The organism is Bartonella sp. HY406, assembly GCF_025449315.1.
GTDB lineage: Bacteria > Pseudomonadota > Alphaproteobacteria > Rhizobiales > Rhizobiaceae > HY038.
Window position 1 is genome coordinate 1025095 of sequence record NZ_CP104893.1, and the last position, 16018, is coordinate 1041112.

A 16018-nucleotide genomic window follows, 5' to 3' on the forward strand; every position below is an offset into this window, starting at 1 on the left:
TTCGGCAAAAGCAGCATCTTGTTGGCTTTATGCGCTTTGTAGCTTTAATGATAAAGACAGCTTGTTTGTTTAACAACTGTAAGTGGCAGCATTTTATAGAATTAAAGATTTATTTTAGACATAAAAAAACACGGCTAAAAGCCGTGTTTTTAAACATAATTTATAAAAAATTATTTGATCTTTGTTTCGCGAAACTCAACGTGTTTTCTTACGATTGGATCATATTTGCGCTTTGTCATCTTATCGGTCATTGTACGGCTGTTCTTTGTTGTTACATAGAAAAAGCCGGTTTCTGCCGTCGACAAAAGCTTGATTTTGATTGTATTAGCTTTAGCCATAATAGAGAATCCTGTCTATTTGAATCACCACACCGCCTGAATGACCCGTGGCCTAAGACGATTTTGTCGCGACAATAAGCATTCAGGATAAAAAGTCAAGAGCGTGTTAACCTTACAACCAATCTTATTACAACTAAAGCGACATAAAGACCGAAAAAAAGTGCCATTGCCATGGAAAAACCGGTTACGGGAAAGATTTCCATAGCTTGTCCAATGATCGATGGGCCAATTAACATGCCAATACCATAGCAAAAAATGAAAGCTGCATTGGCGGCCGCAAGATCGCTGCCTTTGAGTCTTGCCCCCAATTGGGCAAGGCCAATGGTATAAAGGCCAGCTGATACACCACCTAACACAAATAAAACCGCCCCAAGTAAATAATAATGCTGCGTGATGAATGGCACGAGTAAAGTGCCAATAAGGCCAATGATTGCGCAACCAGCTAAGGCATAGCGGCGGTCGGGCAACCGATCGCTAATCATGCCAATTGGTACCAAAAGCAGCACATTGCCCAAAGCAAGCAAGGTTAAAAAATGTCCAGCCTGCGCTTCGCTATAGCCCAAATTTAATGAAAATGGCGCGATTAGGGTAACCGCACCCAGCTGAACAGCGCCGTAAACCAGCACCGCCATGGTTGATGTTGGCACTTTGAAAATAAATGGCAAAAATGGCACGTGTTCGCTGTCTTTGAAATTAGGGCTTAATTTCCATGCTGACATAATGGGAATGCTGGCAAGGGCAATAAGCACGCACCCAATACCAAATGGTAAAAAGCCTTTGCTGCCAACATAGGAAAACAAAATTGGCCCCAGTGAAAAACCAAAACCAAAAGTCGCCGCGTAAATGGCAAGAATCGCCCCACGCCTTGCTGGCGGTGCTGAACTATTGACCCAAAATTCTGATAGAATGAACATAATCGTCATAGCAAAGTGCAAGGTAAAACGTAAGACAAACCAAACCCATAGGCCTTGAAAGCAATAAAACCCTAAAAAGCTTAAAGCGCCAACAATAAGCATGACTAAAATCGGTTTGATAACGCCAAACTTTAGCGCGATTCTTGATGTACAAGCTGCAGCAATAATGGTGGCCAGACCGCCAATCGTGCCGCTATAACCAATAATACTTTCAGAAATACCATGATCCAACATCATTGCTGAAATAAGGGGCGTTCCAAGGCCAATTGCTATACCTACCGCAGCAATTGTCGCTATCGCCGCAATGATTGCCCGCATGGCATGGTTTTCGCTTTGGCTATCCGTTTCAAAAGTCATCAGCTAAATCGAACCTTTCTATAATGTCTTCCCCTCGCGCTATAATATAGCGTAACTGGATGACATTGCTTTAACGCCATGTTGGGCGTTATGCAATCTTTTGTATCTTCCATGATTTGTTTTGTGATGTCATGAATTTTGATGTTTGGCGGTGAAAACAAATCAACCCATTGTAAATCGAATAATTCGCTTGATGGCTGCATTTCATCAATATTGTTGATATTTTCTACAAAGGTGAGAAAAAAACGTGTGTCAAACCGCCTAATATGCCCAGTTGGGGTAATTGCCCTTGCAAAATAATGTAAAGCAGATGGGTTGGGCTGAAGTTGTTGATTTTGAAAATTGCGCCAAGCAGAATTTATGCTTTTTCTTAACGGAGCCTTGGATTTTACGCCAATAAGAAGCCCTGTTTCTTCTTGTGTTTCCCGAATGGCACATAATGCCAAAGCATTTGCGTGTTTTTCTGTAAAATGTTTTTTTTCACTGCGCATCAATTTTATTTCACGCTCCTGAAGTGAAGTGGAGTAAAAATGGCTAAAATCAGCACGATCCATTTTACCACCGGGAAAGACATAAAAATCTGGCATAAATTTATGCGCCTCATGGCGTTTACCCATCAATACAAATGGCTTGCCATCTATAGCTTTTAGTATCAATAATGTTGCCGCGCATTTGGGTTTTAAAATATGTTTTGTCACTATTACTTCACTTGAAAAGACACAAAATTGTTATGCTAATATAGCTAGGTTTAGCGTTATTAAGCATTGTTAATAATAAAACTTTTTTTAATATACAATTTTCCTTTATGCCTATATCGTTTACTTTAAACAAAAGACGGGTTCTTCAAATTTAATTAAAAGCATATTTTATATCATCTGTAACATTAGAGCGCTTTTCGATCTGACTGGATCAGATCGGCGCTCTAATCCTTTGTTTACACCGCGTTTTTGTCCGAAAACCGCTTCACACTTTTCGGAAAACGCTCTAATAAAGTGAAAAATGATTATGCATAAAATATTAAAATTTTTTCAGATTTTTTCTATTATTGCTCTTGTTCTTGGTGGAACTATGACAAGCAATGCGCAAGAAAAATGCGAGATACGTTATTGGGATAAATCTAAACCTTTTGATTTTAATCATATAAAAATTATAAGTTTTAATGATTCCATGCAGGCAGAGTTTCATCTTGATCGAGAATTGTTAAGTGCTCAATATTTTTCCCCTGTTTCAGAAGACGTTAAAAGAAGCGGACTGTTGGAAATAGACAGCGACCTCTTAGCCGATAGTGATGACCTTCAAGATCTTTTCTGGCTTTTTGCCCTTGCAGAATATCCAGACACGAAAGATCTTTTTTCTGGCCGGTTTTCTGATTTTGCCCCCTATATGGTAAGGGCGTTAAACCGCCAAAATATGGCAAAAATGGCCGATCAACTTTCAACTGCTATGGCAGCTTATGGTACGCGCTATCAAGGCTTTGATCCAGAGGAAAAGTCAATAAAAGCCTTTTCAATCTCTATTAGTGACCAAGAAGCTGACAATGATTGGGGCCCCAGACACCGTGCTTTGCTACAATATAAAAAGGCGCAAGCGGTGGATATGGATGATACATCTTTTGAACGGGAACATAAGCGAGAATATGAGATGCTTTATGCCCTGACCCCAAAAACAATAGCTGCACAAAAATTAATGACTGAATTTCCAAGCCAAAGCGAAATCTACAGCGCGATTTATGCGCGAATTTGTCAAAATCCAAATTTAAAAAATTGGTACTATCAAGAGTTTAATGCCATACCTCAAGACCAGCTCTTATCGCGCATTGCATTGACATTAAGTTCTAATAGAAAAGCATTTGGACCTTATGAAAATTGGCCGGTTTATTATCAAGATATTGATTCATTGACTGTATTCCAAGTTGAGATGATGGATATGGGAATATTTAGCTACTTTTATAGTGCCTCGCCAGAAGATATTGATCGCTTATTAAAAGCGTTAAAAAATTCAAATCTCGATGACGTTTTACAAATTGCCAAGGAAACGAAAGCCTTTCATGAAAAGCTGCAGTCTTTAAACGATAAATTTGATTTGTCATCGCCTAACGGCTTTGAACAAGCCGAAGAATATCTTGGTGTGTTGGTCGAGCAATTTGAAGCTAAAATTGATATTTATGACATAAATGACAAAATTGATCGCGCCATTTTAAAGCTTGGCTTAGATAATAAAATTATTTCATACTAAGAGGTAAGCGTTTAATGCTTAATATATGCCGCAAATGCAAGGTTCAAACCAAGTTGCATCTTGTCATGCTTACATTAGTTTTTTTGATTTTAGGAGGAATGATGCCAATTCATGCGCAAGAAAAATGTGAAATTTATTATGCACCTCGCGAAAAAGGCGTTACGTTCGATGATTTGAAGCATTTGAATTTTGATGAAACTTTCGAAATCTTTTTTAAAGACAAACGCGATGAGTTTTTATTAGCATATGGAATAATTCAAGACGTTGAAAAACCACGCAAAGATCTTTTAGACGAATACCAAAAAATAAACGGCGATATTTTACAATGGCCAGCTAATGAGCAGGATTTATTTTGGTTATATTCTTTGTCGCAGTCTGATGGTGTTATTGCATTTTTTCGTCGTCAAGATGCGGATTTTGCACCCTTTATACATCAAGCTTTAATGCGCCAAAATATGGCTGAAGCTGCTGATGTTTTTAAAAATATTATGGATATTTTTGGTAATCGCTATAGCGAGTTTGACCCCAAAAGTGAAAAAATCATCGGCTTTCCTTTAGAAAAATCAAATGTTGCCCGCTTCTTTAATGATAAGGATAATGGGCAGTATTTGATTAAAGCTGGTATACAAAAGTCTATTGCGCCTGACGCCTTGCGGGCATTTCCACGTCCTCAACAACTCTATCAGACATTGCGCGATCATATATGTGAAAATGAAGCGTTAAAAAATTGGTATGAAAAGCGTATTAAAGCTATACCGGATCAGCAACGCGCCCTTATACTCGTTGCCAATTTATTCGATTTTGAAGAGGATTTAGGCGATTGGCAGGATTGGCCAGAACCATATCGCTATCTTTTTTTGGTAGAAATGTTAAATGGTGAATTTTTAAATGGTGGCCTTGGACAATATTTCTTTAATCAAAGTAATGAAGATATATTGGCTATGTATGATGCGTTGGAAAAATCTGGGCTAGTCGACTTAAAGGCTTATATTGGTGCGGCAGATGAGTTTTATGAACAATCACGTCAAAAAATAAGAAATTTTGATGTAAGGCGTGGCAATGATACTTTATCGCTTTATAGCGAGTTAATGAAGACGCCACCATTTTCTAATTTTGATGAAGACATGGATTTTGAAGGCTTTGTGAATAGGCTTAAAGATGCGATGACAGTCATTGCCCGTAACCATAATATTCTTCCGCGTTGATAATATTTTTGCTTTTTGGTTGGGGGCTGTTGGTATTGCGTGAAAATTTGAAAATTCCATGTAAGGACGAAAGAGGTTCACATTGAAAATTTTAAAAATCTTAACAAGTTTATTTGCTGGCGCAGTCATTATAAGTAGCGTCAATTCCACTGCAATAGCCAAAGATTGCACGGTGTATTTTGATCCCAAAGGCGATGCCATAACCTTTGATGATCTAAAATTTATTAGCCTTGATGAGGTGTTAAGTTTTAAGTTTCTCGTTTTAACCTGGGACATGCATGGCTATCATGTAAATCCTAGCTTTTACGATAGCAAATCCTCGCCCGTTGAAAAAATATTGGCTTATCCTGACGATGTACAAGACCTTTATTGGTTGTTTGTTTTCTTGCGTTATCAAACCGCGGTCAATTATTTTCAAAGTAATGATTCAGATTTTGCCCCCTATATTGGGCGCGCATTACGGCGGCAAAATATGGGTGATGCAGCAAGCCAATTCCAGTCCGCTATGGACGCTTTTGGCAGCCGTTATCAAAAATTTGACCCATCAGAAAAAACCATTAAGCATTTTATTATTCCGGCAACACAGGCTGAACTTGATCAGGCCTTTTTAAAAAAATTAGATGCTATGATGGGTGAGGAAGCCCCAGATGGTTATAAAAAAATGCATTTAGACCAACGTAAGCAAGACAGAAAATTATTAGGTGGTGGCCCTGAAAAAGATACATTAGGCTATGCAGCGCTTTATGCAACGCATCCTGATGTCTTACAAGCAAAAGATAAGTTAAGGGATTTTCCAAAGCCTATCGCTATTTATAAGGCATTGCGCGATGATATTTGTCAAAATGACCAGCTTCACGATTGGTACAAAAACATTGTTCAATCGATGGCAGAAAAGGATCGCATGAATATTTTGGCTGAAAATTTATTTCTTCTTCAAGATCGATTTGGCACAAGAGAAAATTGGCCAAGCGTTTATCGTGATATTTTTGCACTCAATTTATTTTCGGCACAATTTTCAAATGGCGGATTTTACCAATATTTTGATCATAATCCAAATGAAGTTCCAGCATTGCTTGAAGCGTTTAAAAGGTCAAATTTACAAAATCTTGAAGCTGAGTTGCAAAAAGCAAAATCCTTATTTGAAATGGTAAATAAGCTTTCTCCTAACGAGTTAGAAAATGGTAATCCATTAGATGATTTTGAGGATAAGCTCGATTTTACTAAAATTCTTGACGAAGTTGATGGTGCGATGCTGAAGCTAGCAAAAGAGAATAACATTCTACCTCAGTAATTCTATCGCTTATCAGCGTTTTAATTATTGGGCAATTATGCGGCTTTCATTTGCAACTTTAGCCAATTGGTTGATTGCTTGTTCTAAACTGAGTACATTGGTGTAACCAATAATTAAGCCATATTTATCTGGTTCACCTTTATACCAATGAGATAGGGGAGATACCTTTAACCCGTGTTGCTGCCATAATTGTGCTAGCTCTTGATCTTTGCTGCCTCGTTTAAGGTAAGCAATTATGTGCATGCCACCATCGGTTAATTCTATATCCAAAATATCACCTAAAACTTGCTTTAATGCAGCCTCCATAATAACGCGGCGTTGTTGATAAAGCGTACGCATTTTCTTAATATGGCGATAAAAATGGCCTTCACTCATAAATAACGAAAGTGCTTTTTGGGTAAAAAGCGGCATACCACTTTCATAGATGTTACCAATTTGCGTAAATAGCTTTATTGTTTCTTTCGGCATAACGATATAACCAGCTCGCAAGGCAGGCATTATGGTTTTGCTAAAGGAACCAGTATAAATAACTCTATCATGGGCATCGATACTCTTTAATGCGCTAATTACTTTTCGTTTAAAGTGAAATTCGCCATCATAGTCATCTTCAATAATCCAACTTTTATTATTACAAGCCCATTCTAATAGTCGCTGTTTTCGTGGTAAAGACATTGAAACAGTTGTTGGGCTTTGATGGGTCGGTGTGACAAGCGCAAATTTTGCATCACTATGATGCTTTAATAGATAGTCTGTGTTTAGCCCCTTATCATCTATTGGAATATAATGAAGTTTTGGGATAATAAGTTCGAGGAATTGGGCCGCAATAAAATATCCCGGATTTTCAAAAAGAACCGTATCATTAGGTGTGGATAGTACCGCAAAAATAAGCCGCAAGCTGGCGCGGTAACCACTTGTTATAAAAATTTGCTCGGGCGAGCAGTTAAGCCCGCGAGAGATATTAAGATAGCTGGCAATATTCTCTCTTAATGGCTGATAGCCCATAAAAGGTGGCATGATAAGATCATTTTCATTCATATTACGGGCAGCTTTTTTCAAAGTTAAAAGCCATTTTTTATAAGGAAAGCTTTCAAGGGCTGGAATTCCAAGGCGCAAATGCTTGGGCTGTAAGTTGCTTTTTTGTGCAAATTCACTCTTTGCGCCATTAGTGTTGCTATTTAAAGCAACTTCAATATTAAGTTCTGGGTTCACAAAGGTGCCTTTAGCGCCTTGGCTTACCAAATAGCCTTCCCCAACAAGTATTTCATAAGCGGATTCTACAGTTTTACGCGCGACATTCAATCCACTTGCTAAAACTCTAATCGATGGTACGCGATCGCCCGCTTTAAGATTGCCAATACTGATTTCATTTCGGTACCGCTCATAAATGCTTTTGTAGCCCACAATCATGTCCTACCTTTTTTTGTTTATTTTGGCTCTTTCTAATATGACTTAGCAGTTTAAATTGTGCAACTCAATTTAGCTTAAACCGGAGAAATTATGGAAATAACGCATTACAGCACACCAAGCGAAATATTGCAGTGCTTTGATCTAATGGCGATGTTGCGTCCAAAACTATTAAGCAAAGAAGCTTTTATAGTACAGGTGCAACGTCAACAGCAGCAAGGCTTTGCATTGCTGGGAGTTACTAACGCTACCATGCCGCTCGCATTAGCTGGATATCGTTGTATGGAAAATTTTATCCATGGTCGATTTTGTTATGTCGATGATCTTATCACCCATCCAACTGTACGCGGGCAGGGATATGCAAAAAATCTACTCGATAGTTTGGGTAAACTGGCCTTTGAAAAAGGGTGTCAGCGTATGGTGCTTGATACTGGATTGACGAATAAAACAGCGCAAAAATTTTACCAACAGGTGGGCTACACAACCACTGGTTATCATTTATATCGCGATTTATATTAAAGGAAAAATTATGAGATTACTTCATATTAAGGTGAGCCAAGATTTAGAAGGATCTTCATCTCGCAAAGCATCAGCGTATTTGGTGGATAAACTAAAGGCTTTACACCCCGATATTTCGGAAACAATTATTGATTTAGCCCAAAATCCACTGCCGCACTTAGATAGTGCAATGATAACGGCCATTTTTACCAAACCTGAACTGCGTAACGAGGCGCAGTGGGAGCTGCTAAAAAAATCAGATGAATTGGTTGATCAGCTATTTAGCCATGAGATTTTGGTTATTTCCTCGCCAATCTATAATCTTGGATTACCATCGGTGTTAAAGGCATGGTTTGACCATGTAACACGGGCGGGTCGCACTTTTGCATTTAAATCGGATGGTACCAAAACAGGGTTGGTTCATAACTTAAAAGCCTTTTGTGTTCTTTCAAGTGGAAGTATTTTTTCAGCCGGCCCCTTTGTAAGTGATGAGCAGTTTACGCCATATGTGCGGGTTGCCTTGGAGTATATCGGCATTACAGATTTAACTAACTTTCGTATTGAGGGTACTCAAGACGCAAAAACACGTGACACGGCTTTAGCCCATGGCTTGAAGCAAATTGATCATTTTTTTGAGGTGTAACTATGTCAAATCGAGTAAATTTATTCAAAACCCAGCCAGCATTAGTAAAAGCTATGACTGAGCTGTCCAATAAAACAAGTGATTCAAGCATGGATAATACATTGAAGCATCTTGTTTATATCTATAGTTCCCAGCTCAATCATTGTGCATTCTGTCTGGATATGCATGTTAAAGAAGCTAAAATCGATGGCGAGCGTGAATTGCGTTTGTTGCATATTCCAATTTGGCGTGAATCTACACTGTTTTCAGAGCGGGAAAAGATAGCCTTAGAGTTGACTGAGCAACTCACTCGGCTTGGTGAAAATGGTATTGAAGACGAATTATATTCAAAAATGCAATTGCACTTTAATGACGATGAAATAGGCCAGTTAATCTTTGTAATAGCTGTGATTAATAGTTGGAACCGGCTTATGATTGCGTCCAAAATGACGCCGGGTTCCTTAGACCACTTATATGGTTTGGATAAGGCAAATTTAAAATAAAAATAAAGCCAGCAAGAAATTGCTGGCTTTTTTTTACACGCTATTTTTTGCTGTATTTAATATGCCTTAGTCATTAAAAACAGATAATATTGTTATACAAATATCCAAACTTTAATGCTGGGTTTAATCGGTCGGCTATAATTCAGCGCGGCATTGAATAAACCAATCACAAATTAACTGCTTAAAAAAAAGCCCGGTAAAACCGGGCTTTTTTTATTCGCTTTTAGGAGCTGCTTTTTTAGCAGGAGCCTTGCGAGGAGCTTTTGCTTTTTCAGCTTTTTCTCCATCAGCTTCTTCGCTTTTAGCGGCTTTCTTAGCTGCTGGCTTTGCATCTGCGTCAGCATCTTTTTTCTTAGCTGCAGCTTTCTTTTTTGGCTTAGCTGCGGCTTTTTCTTCTTCTTCAGCCGATGCAACCAATTCCTCAGGAGAAACTTTTTTGTCGGTCACATTGATCTGACTTAAAAGATGATCAATAACTTTTTCTTCAAAAATAGGCGCACGCAAATTAGCTACTGCATCAGGGGTACGACGGAAGAATTCCATGATCTCTTTTTCTTGACCAGGATATTGTTGCAATTGTGCATAGACAGCACGCTGCAATTCTTCTTCAGATACCTTAACTTCAGCTTTTTCACCAATTGCTGAAAGTACAAGACCCAAACGCACGCGACGTTCAGCAAGCTTGCTATATTCAGCGCGGGCTTCTTCTTCTGTTGTTTCTTCATCTTCAAAACTACGGCCAGCTTGCTGTAATTCTGTTGTGATTTGGTACCAAATATTGTTGAATTCAGCTTCAACCAAAGTTGAAGGTGTTTCAACCTTATAATCACCATCCAAGGCATCAAGAATCTGACGCTTTACTTTTTGGCGGGTAATTTCACCATATTGGCCTTCAAGCTGTTCGCGTACGATTTCACGTAGGCGGTCAAGTGATTCAATGCCAAGCTTTTTTGCAGCTTCGTCATCAATAACAAGCGCATCAGGTGCAGCAACTTCTTTTGCTTTAATATCAAAAGTTGCAACTTTACCAGCAAGGTGAGCTGCATTGTAGTCTTCTGGGAAAGTTACAGAAATAACTTTTTCTTCGCCAGCTTTAATACCGATTAATTGTTCTTCAAAACCAGGAATGAAGCTTTTTGAACCAAGAACAAGCTGAGTATCTTCTGCCGCGCCACCATCAAATGCAACACCATCAATTTTACCTAGAAAATCGATAGTTACGCGATCGCCATCTTCAGCGGCGCCGTCTTTTGTTGCAAAATTGCGGGTTGAAGAAAGAATGCGTTCAATTTGCTGTTCAACTTCTTCAGCTGGAATTTCAACAACATCACGAGTGATTGAAATGCCAGAAAAATCTTTAACATCAATTATCGGTAGAATTTCATAATTGATGGTGAATTCGAAATCAGATTTACCAGAAAGAACGTTTTCTGCGTCCTTTTCATCTTCACTCATCGTGACCTTAGGCTGAGTTGCTGAACGCTCCTTGCGCTCTGCCAAGATGTTTTGTGGTGTTTGATTGAGAATTTCATTTATAACTTCTGCCATAAATGAACGACCATACATTTTACGAATATGCTCTGCAGGCACTTTGCCTGGACGAAAACCCTTTAACTGAACCTTGTCCTTGGCGTCTAAAAGACGTTCTTCAAGCTTCGCTTTCAAATCCTTGGCTGGAACCACGACTTTAACTTCGCGCTTCAGTCCCTCATTAAGCGTCTCGGTAACCTGCATTACACAACCTTCACTTCTTTTAGAACATGCTTTAAATGCTGTTCATTTCAATCAAAATTCTGCATTAATGTAGATATTTTGCATCCAATGAAATCTATTTGCAATGAAATCTATGTGAAATCTTTGCTATGGAATGCAATTTGTATCAATAAATGCATCGTACCTGTAAATACAAAACTGCGGTACCCAACAAGTTGGAATACCGCAAAATTCTTTTTGTGGTCTTTTAAAATGGTGCGGATGGAGGGACTCGAACCCCCACGGTCTCCCGCCAGAACCTAAATCTGGTGCGTCTACCAATTTCGCCACATCCGCACATGCTTTAATCTACATGACCACAGCGCACGTTCCTATAGCACTCTATTTTTAACTAGCAAAGGGCAAAACGAACTTTTTTTTGAAAAAAAATCAAAAAAAATAAAAAATAAAATAAAAACAGTAAGTTGTATGTGTATAAAAATCGTGGAATTTGCTTTAATTTGTTTGCTTTTTGATGCTTTAAGGTAAAAAAAAGCGTTTTATGCCTTTTAAAGCGCTATTTTTGTGAATCGCTTAATTAATAATTGCTCATTTATGAATCGTTTGGGAGCCGTTAGCGATCATTATTACAATCGCTAACGGGTCCCAGTTGCAAGTATTAGATATTTCTAGCATCAAAATCATAAAGCCAATCAAGGTCAGTTAAGAATTTTTCTTGCGGGCGTATTTTCATAAATAGGTTGCGTGCCAGCGCAACTGGTCCGCTGGCATGATAAACAAAGCGATTAAAATCACCGCGCTTGGCAACCTTTGTTAATCTTTCATTGCGGACGGTTTCATAAGTTGTAATAGCGCTCTCAAAATCCTTGTGTTTTAAAAGTGCGCTTGCAAGGGTTGCAGCATCTTCAATAGCCATGGCCGCACCTTGCGCGGCAAATGGCGTAACGGCATGGGAGGCATCACCAACAAATATTTCATTGTTAAGGCCACGAAAACGCAGGCTTGGCATTTTGAATAAGGGCCAATAGGTCCAATCATCTGCCTGTTGCATAATATCTTTGATATTTTTATGCCAGTTAGAAAAATGGCTTAATAGCTTGGCTTTGTCGCCAGTTTTGCTCCAGCTTTCGCCTGGATTTTCGTCAGCGGTAATGGCAACAAAATTATACACTTCATTTGGTCTTGCTGGATAGGTAATGAAATGACCATCGCCATGCATATAAACGCCAATGGTAGGCTTTTTATTTGCAGCCATAAAATCAGCTGGTACTTGGTCAAAGGGCAGGGTTGCACGCCAAGAAATATAACCAGAAAATTGTGATTTTTCTTTTAAATGCTTTTGGCGTAACTGCGACCAGACACCATCGCTTATGACCAAAAGATCACCATTGACCGTTGTTGTTGTCTCGCCTTGTTTTAGCGTGACATTATAGCCTTGATCGAGTGAGCCGCTATAATCGACAATTTCATGATCTAAATAGATGTCTATAAGAGGATTTTTTAAAAGGGCGTCATAGAGGATTTTTTGCAGATTGGCGCGGTGGATGGTGACGTAAGGCGCTTTCCACCGGTTTAACGATACTTCTTTAACTGGCAGCATGCTAAGAAGATCATCTTTGCGGCCATCTCTCATCATGATGGTGTCGGGTTCAACGCCAGATTTTTGAATGTCGTCCAAAATATCGAAGTCTCGCAATAATCTTGTAGCATTGGGTGCAAGCTGTAATCCTGCGCCAACTTCTGCAAGTTTGGCAACTTTTTCATAAATTGCTATTTTATATCCGTTTTTTGCCAATGCGAGTGCGCTTGCCATGCCAGCTATACCTGCGCCTGAAATGATAATTTTGGCTTTGTCGGACATAATTTTACCTATCTTTATTATTGTTACATATCTGCGCCAAATTTTAGATAGCCAATTACTACTCCTATTGGATGTTCAATCCAAAATAGAAATTTTAAATAATATATATTTTGATTGGCATGGTTTTGGCGTCACATATAAAGGATATGTGTGTTTGCAACTAGATTACTTAAATGTAATTACTCAAACACCGTCTAAATATTAAAGTCTAATATGTTGAAAATCCTCAATAACCATCAAGATTATTGAGGATTGATCATTTTAAACTGCTGTTGCCAATGGTTGGTAAAAACAGTTTTCAGGCTTTGATTGAGTTGGGCCAAGGGCTGGGTTATAGCGATATAGGGTTGAGCAATAAGGGCAAATTTTTTCAACATCGCCACCCATATCAAGGAAAATATGCGGATGATCATATGGCGGATTGGCGCCAATGCACATAAATTCCTTAGCTCCAATTTCAATCATTTTATACCCGCCATCGTTTTGGAAATGTGGTATATGATGATCAGCCATTTAAATGCTCCATTAATTACTGTTACGATCCTATCATCGATCTGTTGATAGCGTGGTAAAAACTGTAATACCATCACTTATCTGTAATAAAAGAGATGATAATGCAAAAAAGTTATTTGCTGCTGTTATCAGAAAATATCAGCAAATAATATAATCAACTGCCAAATGCTGCAAGCTTTTTGCTATGGGCGCTCAAAAATAAAAAAGATACAAGCTTATGGTGATATATTCGTGGCGCTTTTGGAATTTTGGAGTAAAAATATTATTGCAAGGTCGAATCGTTGAGATATACTTTAAAAGTAAAAATAATTTTGTGTAAATTTGTTTGCGATCCATTACGACTATCATCGCGGAAGGGGCTTTTATGAATACCGTAAAAAATACTGACAATAATAAGGTTGATAGTGTAAAAACTGGTGATGGAGCAATTACTTTTGATAGTGTGGAACGTTTTGTAAACCGAGAATTTTCATGGTTACAATTTAATAACCGTGTGTTGATGGAAAGTGCCAATGCGCAACATCCATTATTGGAGCGTGTGCGTTTTCTTTCTATTTCTGCAGCTAATCTTGATGAGTTTTTTATGGTGCGTATCGCAGGACTTGCTGGGCAAGTTCGTGCAGGTATCCAAACTCGCAGCGCAGATGGGCGCACCCCACAAGAACAGCTTGATTTCATTTTGCCAGAAGTCGATAGATTGCAAAAAAATCAACAAATGCAATTGCGTTTGCTGCGCACTGCCCTTGTTAAAGAAAAAATTGAAATTGTCCGTCCTGATAAATTAAGCAAAACGGAAAGGACATGGCTTGAAGATCATTTTAGCCAACGTATTTTCCCGGTTTTAACACCGCTTTCAATTGATCCTGCCCATCCATTTCCATTCATTCCTAATTTGGGCTTTTCCATCGCATTACAATTGTCGCGCCGAGCCGACAAATATCCGATGACTGCCTTGCTGCGTTTACCAACAGCGCTAGAGCGGTTTATTCTATTGCCGGATGAGGATCGCGGTTCGCGTTTTATCACGCTTGAGGATACGGTTGGGCTGTTTATTGGCCATTTATTCCCCGGCTATGAAGTTAGTGGTGCTGGTACTTTCCGCATTATTCGTGATAGCGATATTGAAGTTGAAGAAGAAGCTGAAGATCTTGTACGGCTTTTTGAAAGTGCGTTAAAACGGCGCCGCCGCGGTCAAGTTATCCGTATTGAATTTGATGCAGAAATGCCGGAAGATTTACGGATTTTTGTTGCAAGTGAATTGGAAGTTCCAGAAAATCGCATTAGTGTGCTTGATGGTTTGCTGGCTTTAACCATGATTTCAGAGGTTGTAGATCTTCCACGTCCCGATTTGAAATTTGTGCCTTATAATCCGCGTTTTCCTGAGCGTATCCGCGAGCATGGCGGCGATTGTTTTGCGGCAATTCGCGAAAAGGACATTGTTGTACACCACCCTTATGAATCTTTTGATGTGGTTGTACAGTTTTTGCGTCAAGCCGCAACTGATCCTGATGTGGTGGCAATTAAGCAAACTCTATATCGCACATCAAATAATAGTCCGATTGTTCGCGCTTTGGTTGATGCGGCAGAGGCTGGCAAGTCGGTGACGGCGCTGGTGGAATTGAAAGCGCGCTTTGATGAAGAAGCCAATATTCGTTGGGCGCGTGACTTAGAGCGGGCTGGCGTACAAGTGGTGTTTGGATTTATCGAACTTAAAACCCACGCTAAAATGTCATTGGTGGTGCGCCGCGAAGACCAGCGCCTGCGGACTTATGTGCACTTGGGGACTGGTAATTATCACCCAATCACCGCTAAAATCTATACAGATTTATCGTTCTTTACCACTGATCCAGATATTGGCCATGATGTTGGTGGAATTTTCAATTTTATTACTGGCTATGCACGGCCTGATGAAGATATGAAAATTGCCTTTTCGCCACTAACATTGCGTTCGCGCATGTTGCACCATATTGAAAATGAAATGCAAAATGCCCGTCAGGGCAAAAAAGCTGCTATTTGGATGAAAATGAATTCGCTTGTGGATCCGCAGATTATTGATGCGCTTTATCGGGCAGGGCAGGCTGGCGTTAAAATTGATTTGATTGTTCGTGGTATTTGTTGCTTGCGTCCTGGGCTTCCAGGTTTTTCAGAAAATATTCGCGCCAAATCTATTGTCGGGCGGTTTTTGGAACATAGTCGTATTTTCTGTTTTGGTAATGGCAATGATTTGCCAAATGAAGATGCGATTATTTATTTCAGCTCAGCTGATATGATGCCGCGTAATCTTGACCGAAGAGTTGAGACATTGGTTCCAGTTTTCAATAAAACCGTGCATCAACAAGTTCTTTCACAAATAATGCTTGCTAATATCATTGATAATCAGCAAAGCTTTGAAATCCTTAATGATGGCACATCGACGAAAATTCAGCGTCTTGCTGAAGAGGAAGCGTTTAACGCCCAAGAATACTTTATGACCAATCCTAGCCTTTCAGGGCGTGGTAAGTCATTGCGGTCTTCAGCGCCTAAACTTATAGCTCGTCGTAGCCGTGAACGCTAAGAAAAACAAC

The 16018-nt window shown here is 39.2% G+C and carries 14 protein-coding genes and 1 tRNA gene; 7 read left to right on the forward strand and 8 right to left on the reverse strand.

Going from position 1 to position 16018, the window contains the following annotated elements:
• Positions 1–170: 170 nt before the first annotated feature.
• From rpmG to N6B01_RS04320, 3 genes are all read right to left on the reverse strand, one after another.
• Positions 171–338, reverse strand: coding sequence for a 50S ribosomal protein L33 (rpmG, locus tag N6B01_RS04310; RefSeq protein WP_182419087.1), 168 nt, complete (start codon positions 336–338; stop codon positions 171–173).
• Between the two features lie 95 nt (positions 339–433).
• Positions 434–1609: an MFS transporter gene (locus N6B01_RS04315; RefSeq protein ID WP_262080088.1), complete on the reverse strand. Its 1176-nt coding sequence runs from the start codon at positions 1607–1609 to the stop codon at positions 434–436.
• On the reverse strand, positions 1609–2307 hold the full coding sequence (locus tag N6B01_RS04320) for an NUDIX hydrolase (protein ID WP_262080090.1): 699 nt from the start codon (positions 2305–2307) through the stop codon (positions 1609–1611). Before N6B01_RS04320 ends, N6B01_RS04315 begins: the two co-directional genes overlap by 1 nt.
• 307 nt (positions 2308–2614) lie before the next feature.
• Here N6B01_RS04320 and N6B01_RS04325 point away from each other — a divergent pair, with 307 nt between their 5' ends.
• From N6B01_RS04325 to N6B01_RS04335, 3 genes are all read left to right on the forward strand, one after another.
• Positions 2615–3844: a hypothetical protein gene (locus tag N6B01_RS04325; RefSeq protein WP_262080091.1), complete on the forward strand. Its 1230-nt coding sequence runs from the start codon at positions 2615–2617 to the stop codon at positions 3842–3844.
• Positions 3845–3942: 98 nt separating this feature from the next.
• A complete protein-coding gene (locus tag N6B01_RS04330) occupies positions 3943–5049 on the forward strand; it encodes a DMP19 family protein (protein ID WP_262080092.1) in 1107 nt (368 codons plus the stop codon).
• An 82-nt stretch (positions 5050–5131) separates the two neighbouring features.
• Complete coding sequence (locus N6B01_RS04335; RefSeq protein ID WP_262080093.1) at positions 5132–6340, forward strand: DMP19 family protein; 1209 nt, start codon at positions 5132–5134, stop codon at positions 6338–6340.
• 24 nt (positions 6341–6364) lie between these two features.
• On the opposite strand, the gene N6B01_RS04340 is transcribed toward N6B01_RS04335, so the two are convergent.
• Positions 6365–7747, reverse strand: a complete 1383-nt coding sequence (locus N6B01_RS04340; protein ID WP_410007231.1) for a MocR-like pyridoxine biosynthesis transcription factor PdxR — start codon at positions 7745–7747, stop codon at positions 6365–6367.
• 90 nt (positions 7748–7837) lie between these two features.
• Here N6B01_RS04340 and N6B01_RS04345 point away from each other — a divergent pair, with 90 nt between their 5' ends.
• The 3 genes from N6B01_RS04345 to N6B01_RS04355 are packed head-to-tail and all read left to right on the forward strand — an operon-like array spanning position 7838 to position 9367.
• Positions 7838–8263, forward strand: coding sequence for a GNAT family N-acetyltransferase (locus N6B01_RS04345; protein ID WP_182419092.1), 426 nt, complete (start codon positions 7838–7840; stop codon positions 8261–8263).
• Positions 8264–8273: 10 nt separating this feature from the next.
• Positions 8274–8885 (forward strand): FMN-dependent NADH-azoreductase, encoded by a 612-nt coding sequence (locus tag N6B01_RS04350; RefSeq protein WP_262080097.1) that lies wholly within the window; start codon positions 8274–8276, stop codon positions 8883–8885.
• A 2-nt stretch (positions 8886–8887) separates the two neighbouring features.
• Positions 8888–9367, forward strand: a complete 480-nt coding sequence (locus N6B01_RS04355; protein WP_262080098.1) for a carboxymuconolactone decarboxylase family protein — start codon at positions 8888–8890, stop codon at positions 9365–9367.
• Positions 9368–9580: 213 nt separating this feature from the next.
• On the opposite strand, the gene tig is transcribed toward N6B01_RS04355, so the two are convergent.
• The 4 genes from tig to N6B01_RS04375 all read right to left on the reverse strand — a co-directional run bounded on the left by tig (position 9581) and on the right by N6B01_RS04375 (position 13454).
• Complete coding sequence (tig, locus tag N6B01_RS04360) at positions 9581–11101, reverse strand: trigger factor (protein WP_262080099.1); 1521 nt, start codon at positions 11099–11101, stop codon at positions 9581–9583.
• Between the two features lie 232 nt (positions 11102–11333).
• Positions 11334–11416: transfer RNA gene (locus N6B01_RS04365), tRNA-Leu, on the reverse strand.
• A gap of 322 nt (positions 11417–11738) precedes the next feature.
• Entirely contained in the window at positions 11739–12941 is a 1203-nt protein-coding gene (locus N6B01_RS04370; protein ID WP_262080100.1) for an FAD-dependent monooxygenase, read from the reverse strand.
• Positions 12942–13202: 261 nt separating this feature from the next.
• Positions 13203–13454: a zinc-finger domain-containing protein gene (locus N6B01_RS04375; protein WP_182419097.1), complete on the reverse strand. Its 252-nt coding sequence runs from the start codon at positions 13452–13454 to the stop codon at positions 13203–13205.
• A 364-nt stretch (positions 13455–13818) separates the two neighbouring features.
• Between N6B01_RS04375 and N6B01_RS04380 the strand changes: the two genes are divergently transcribed.
• On the forward strand, positions 13819–16008 hold the full coding sequence (locus tag N6B01_RS04380) for an RNA degradosome polyphosphate kinase (protein ID WP_182419098.1): 2190 nt from the start codon (positions 13819–13821) through the stop codon (positions 16006–16008).
• Positions 16009–16018: the final 10 nt, after the last annotated feature.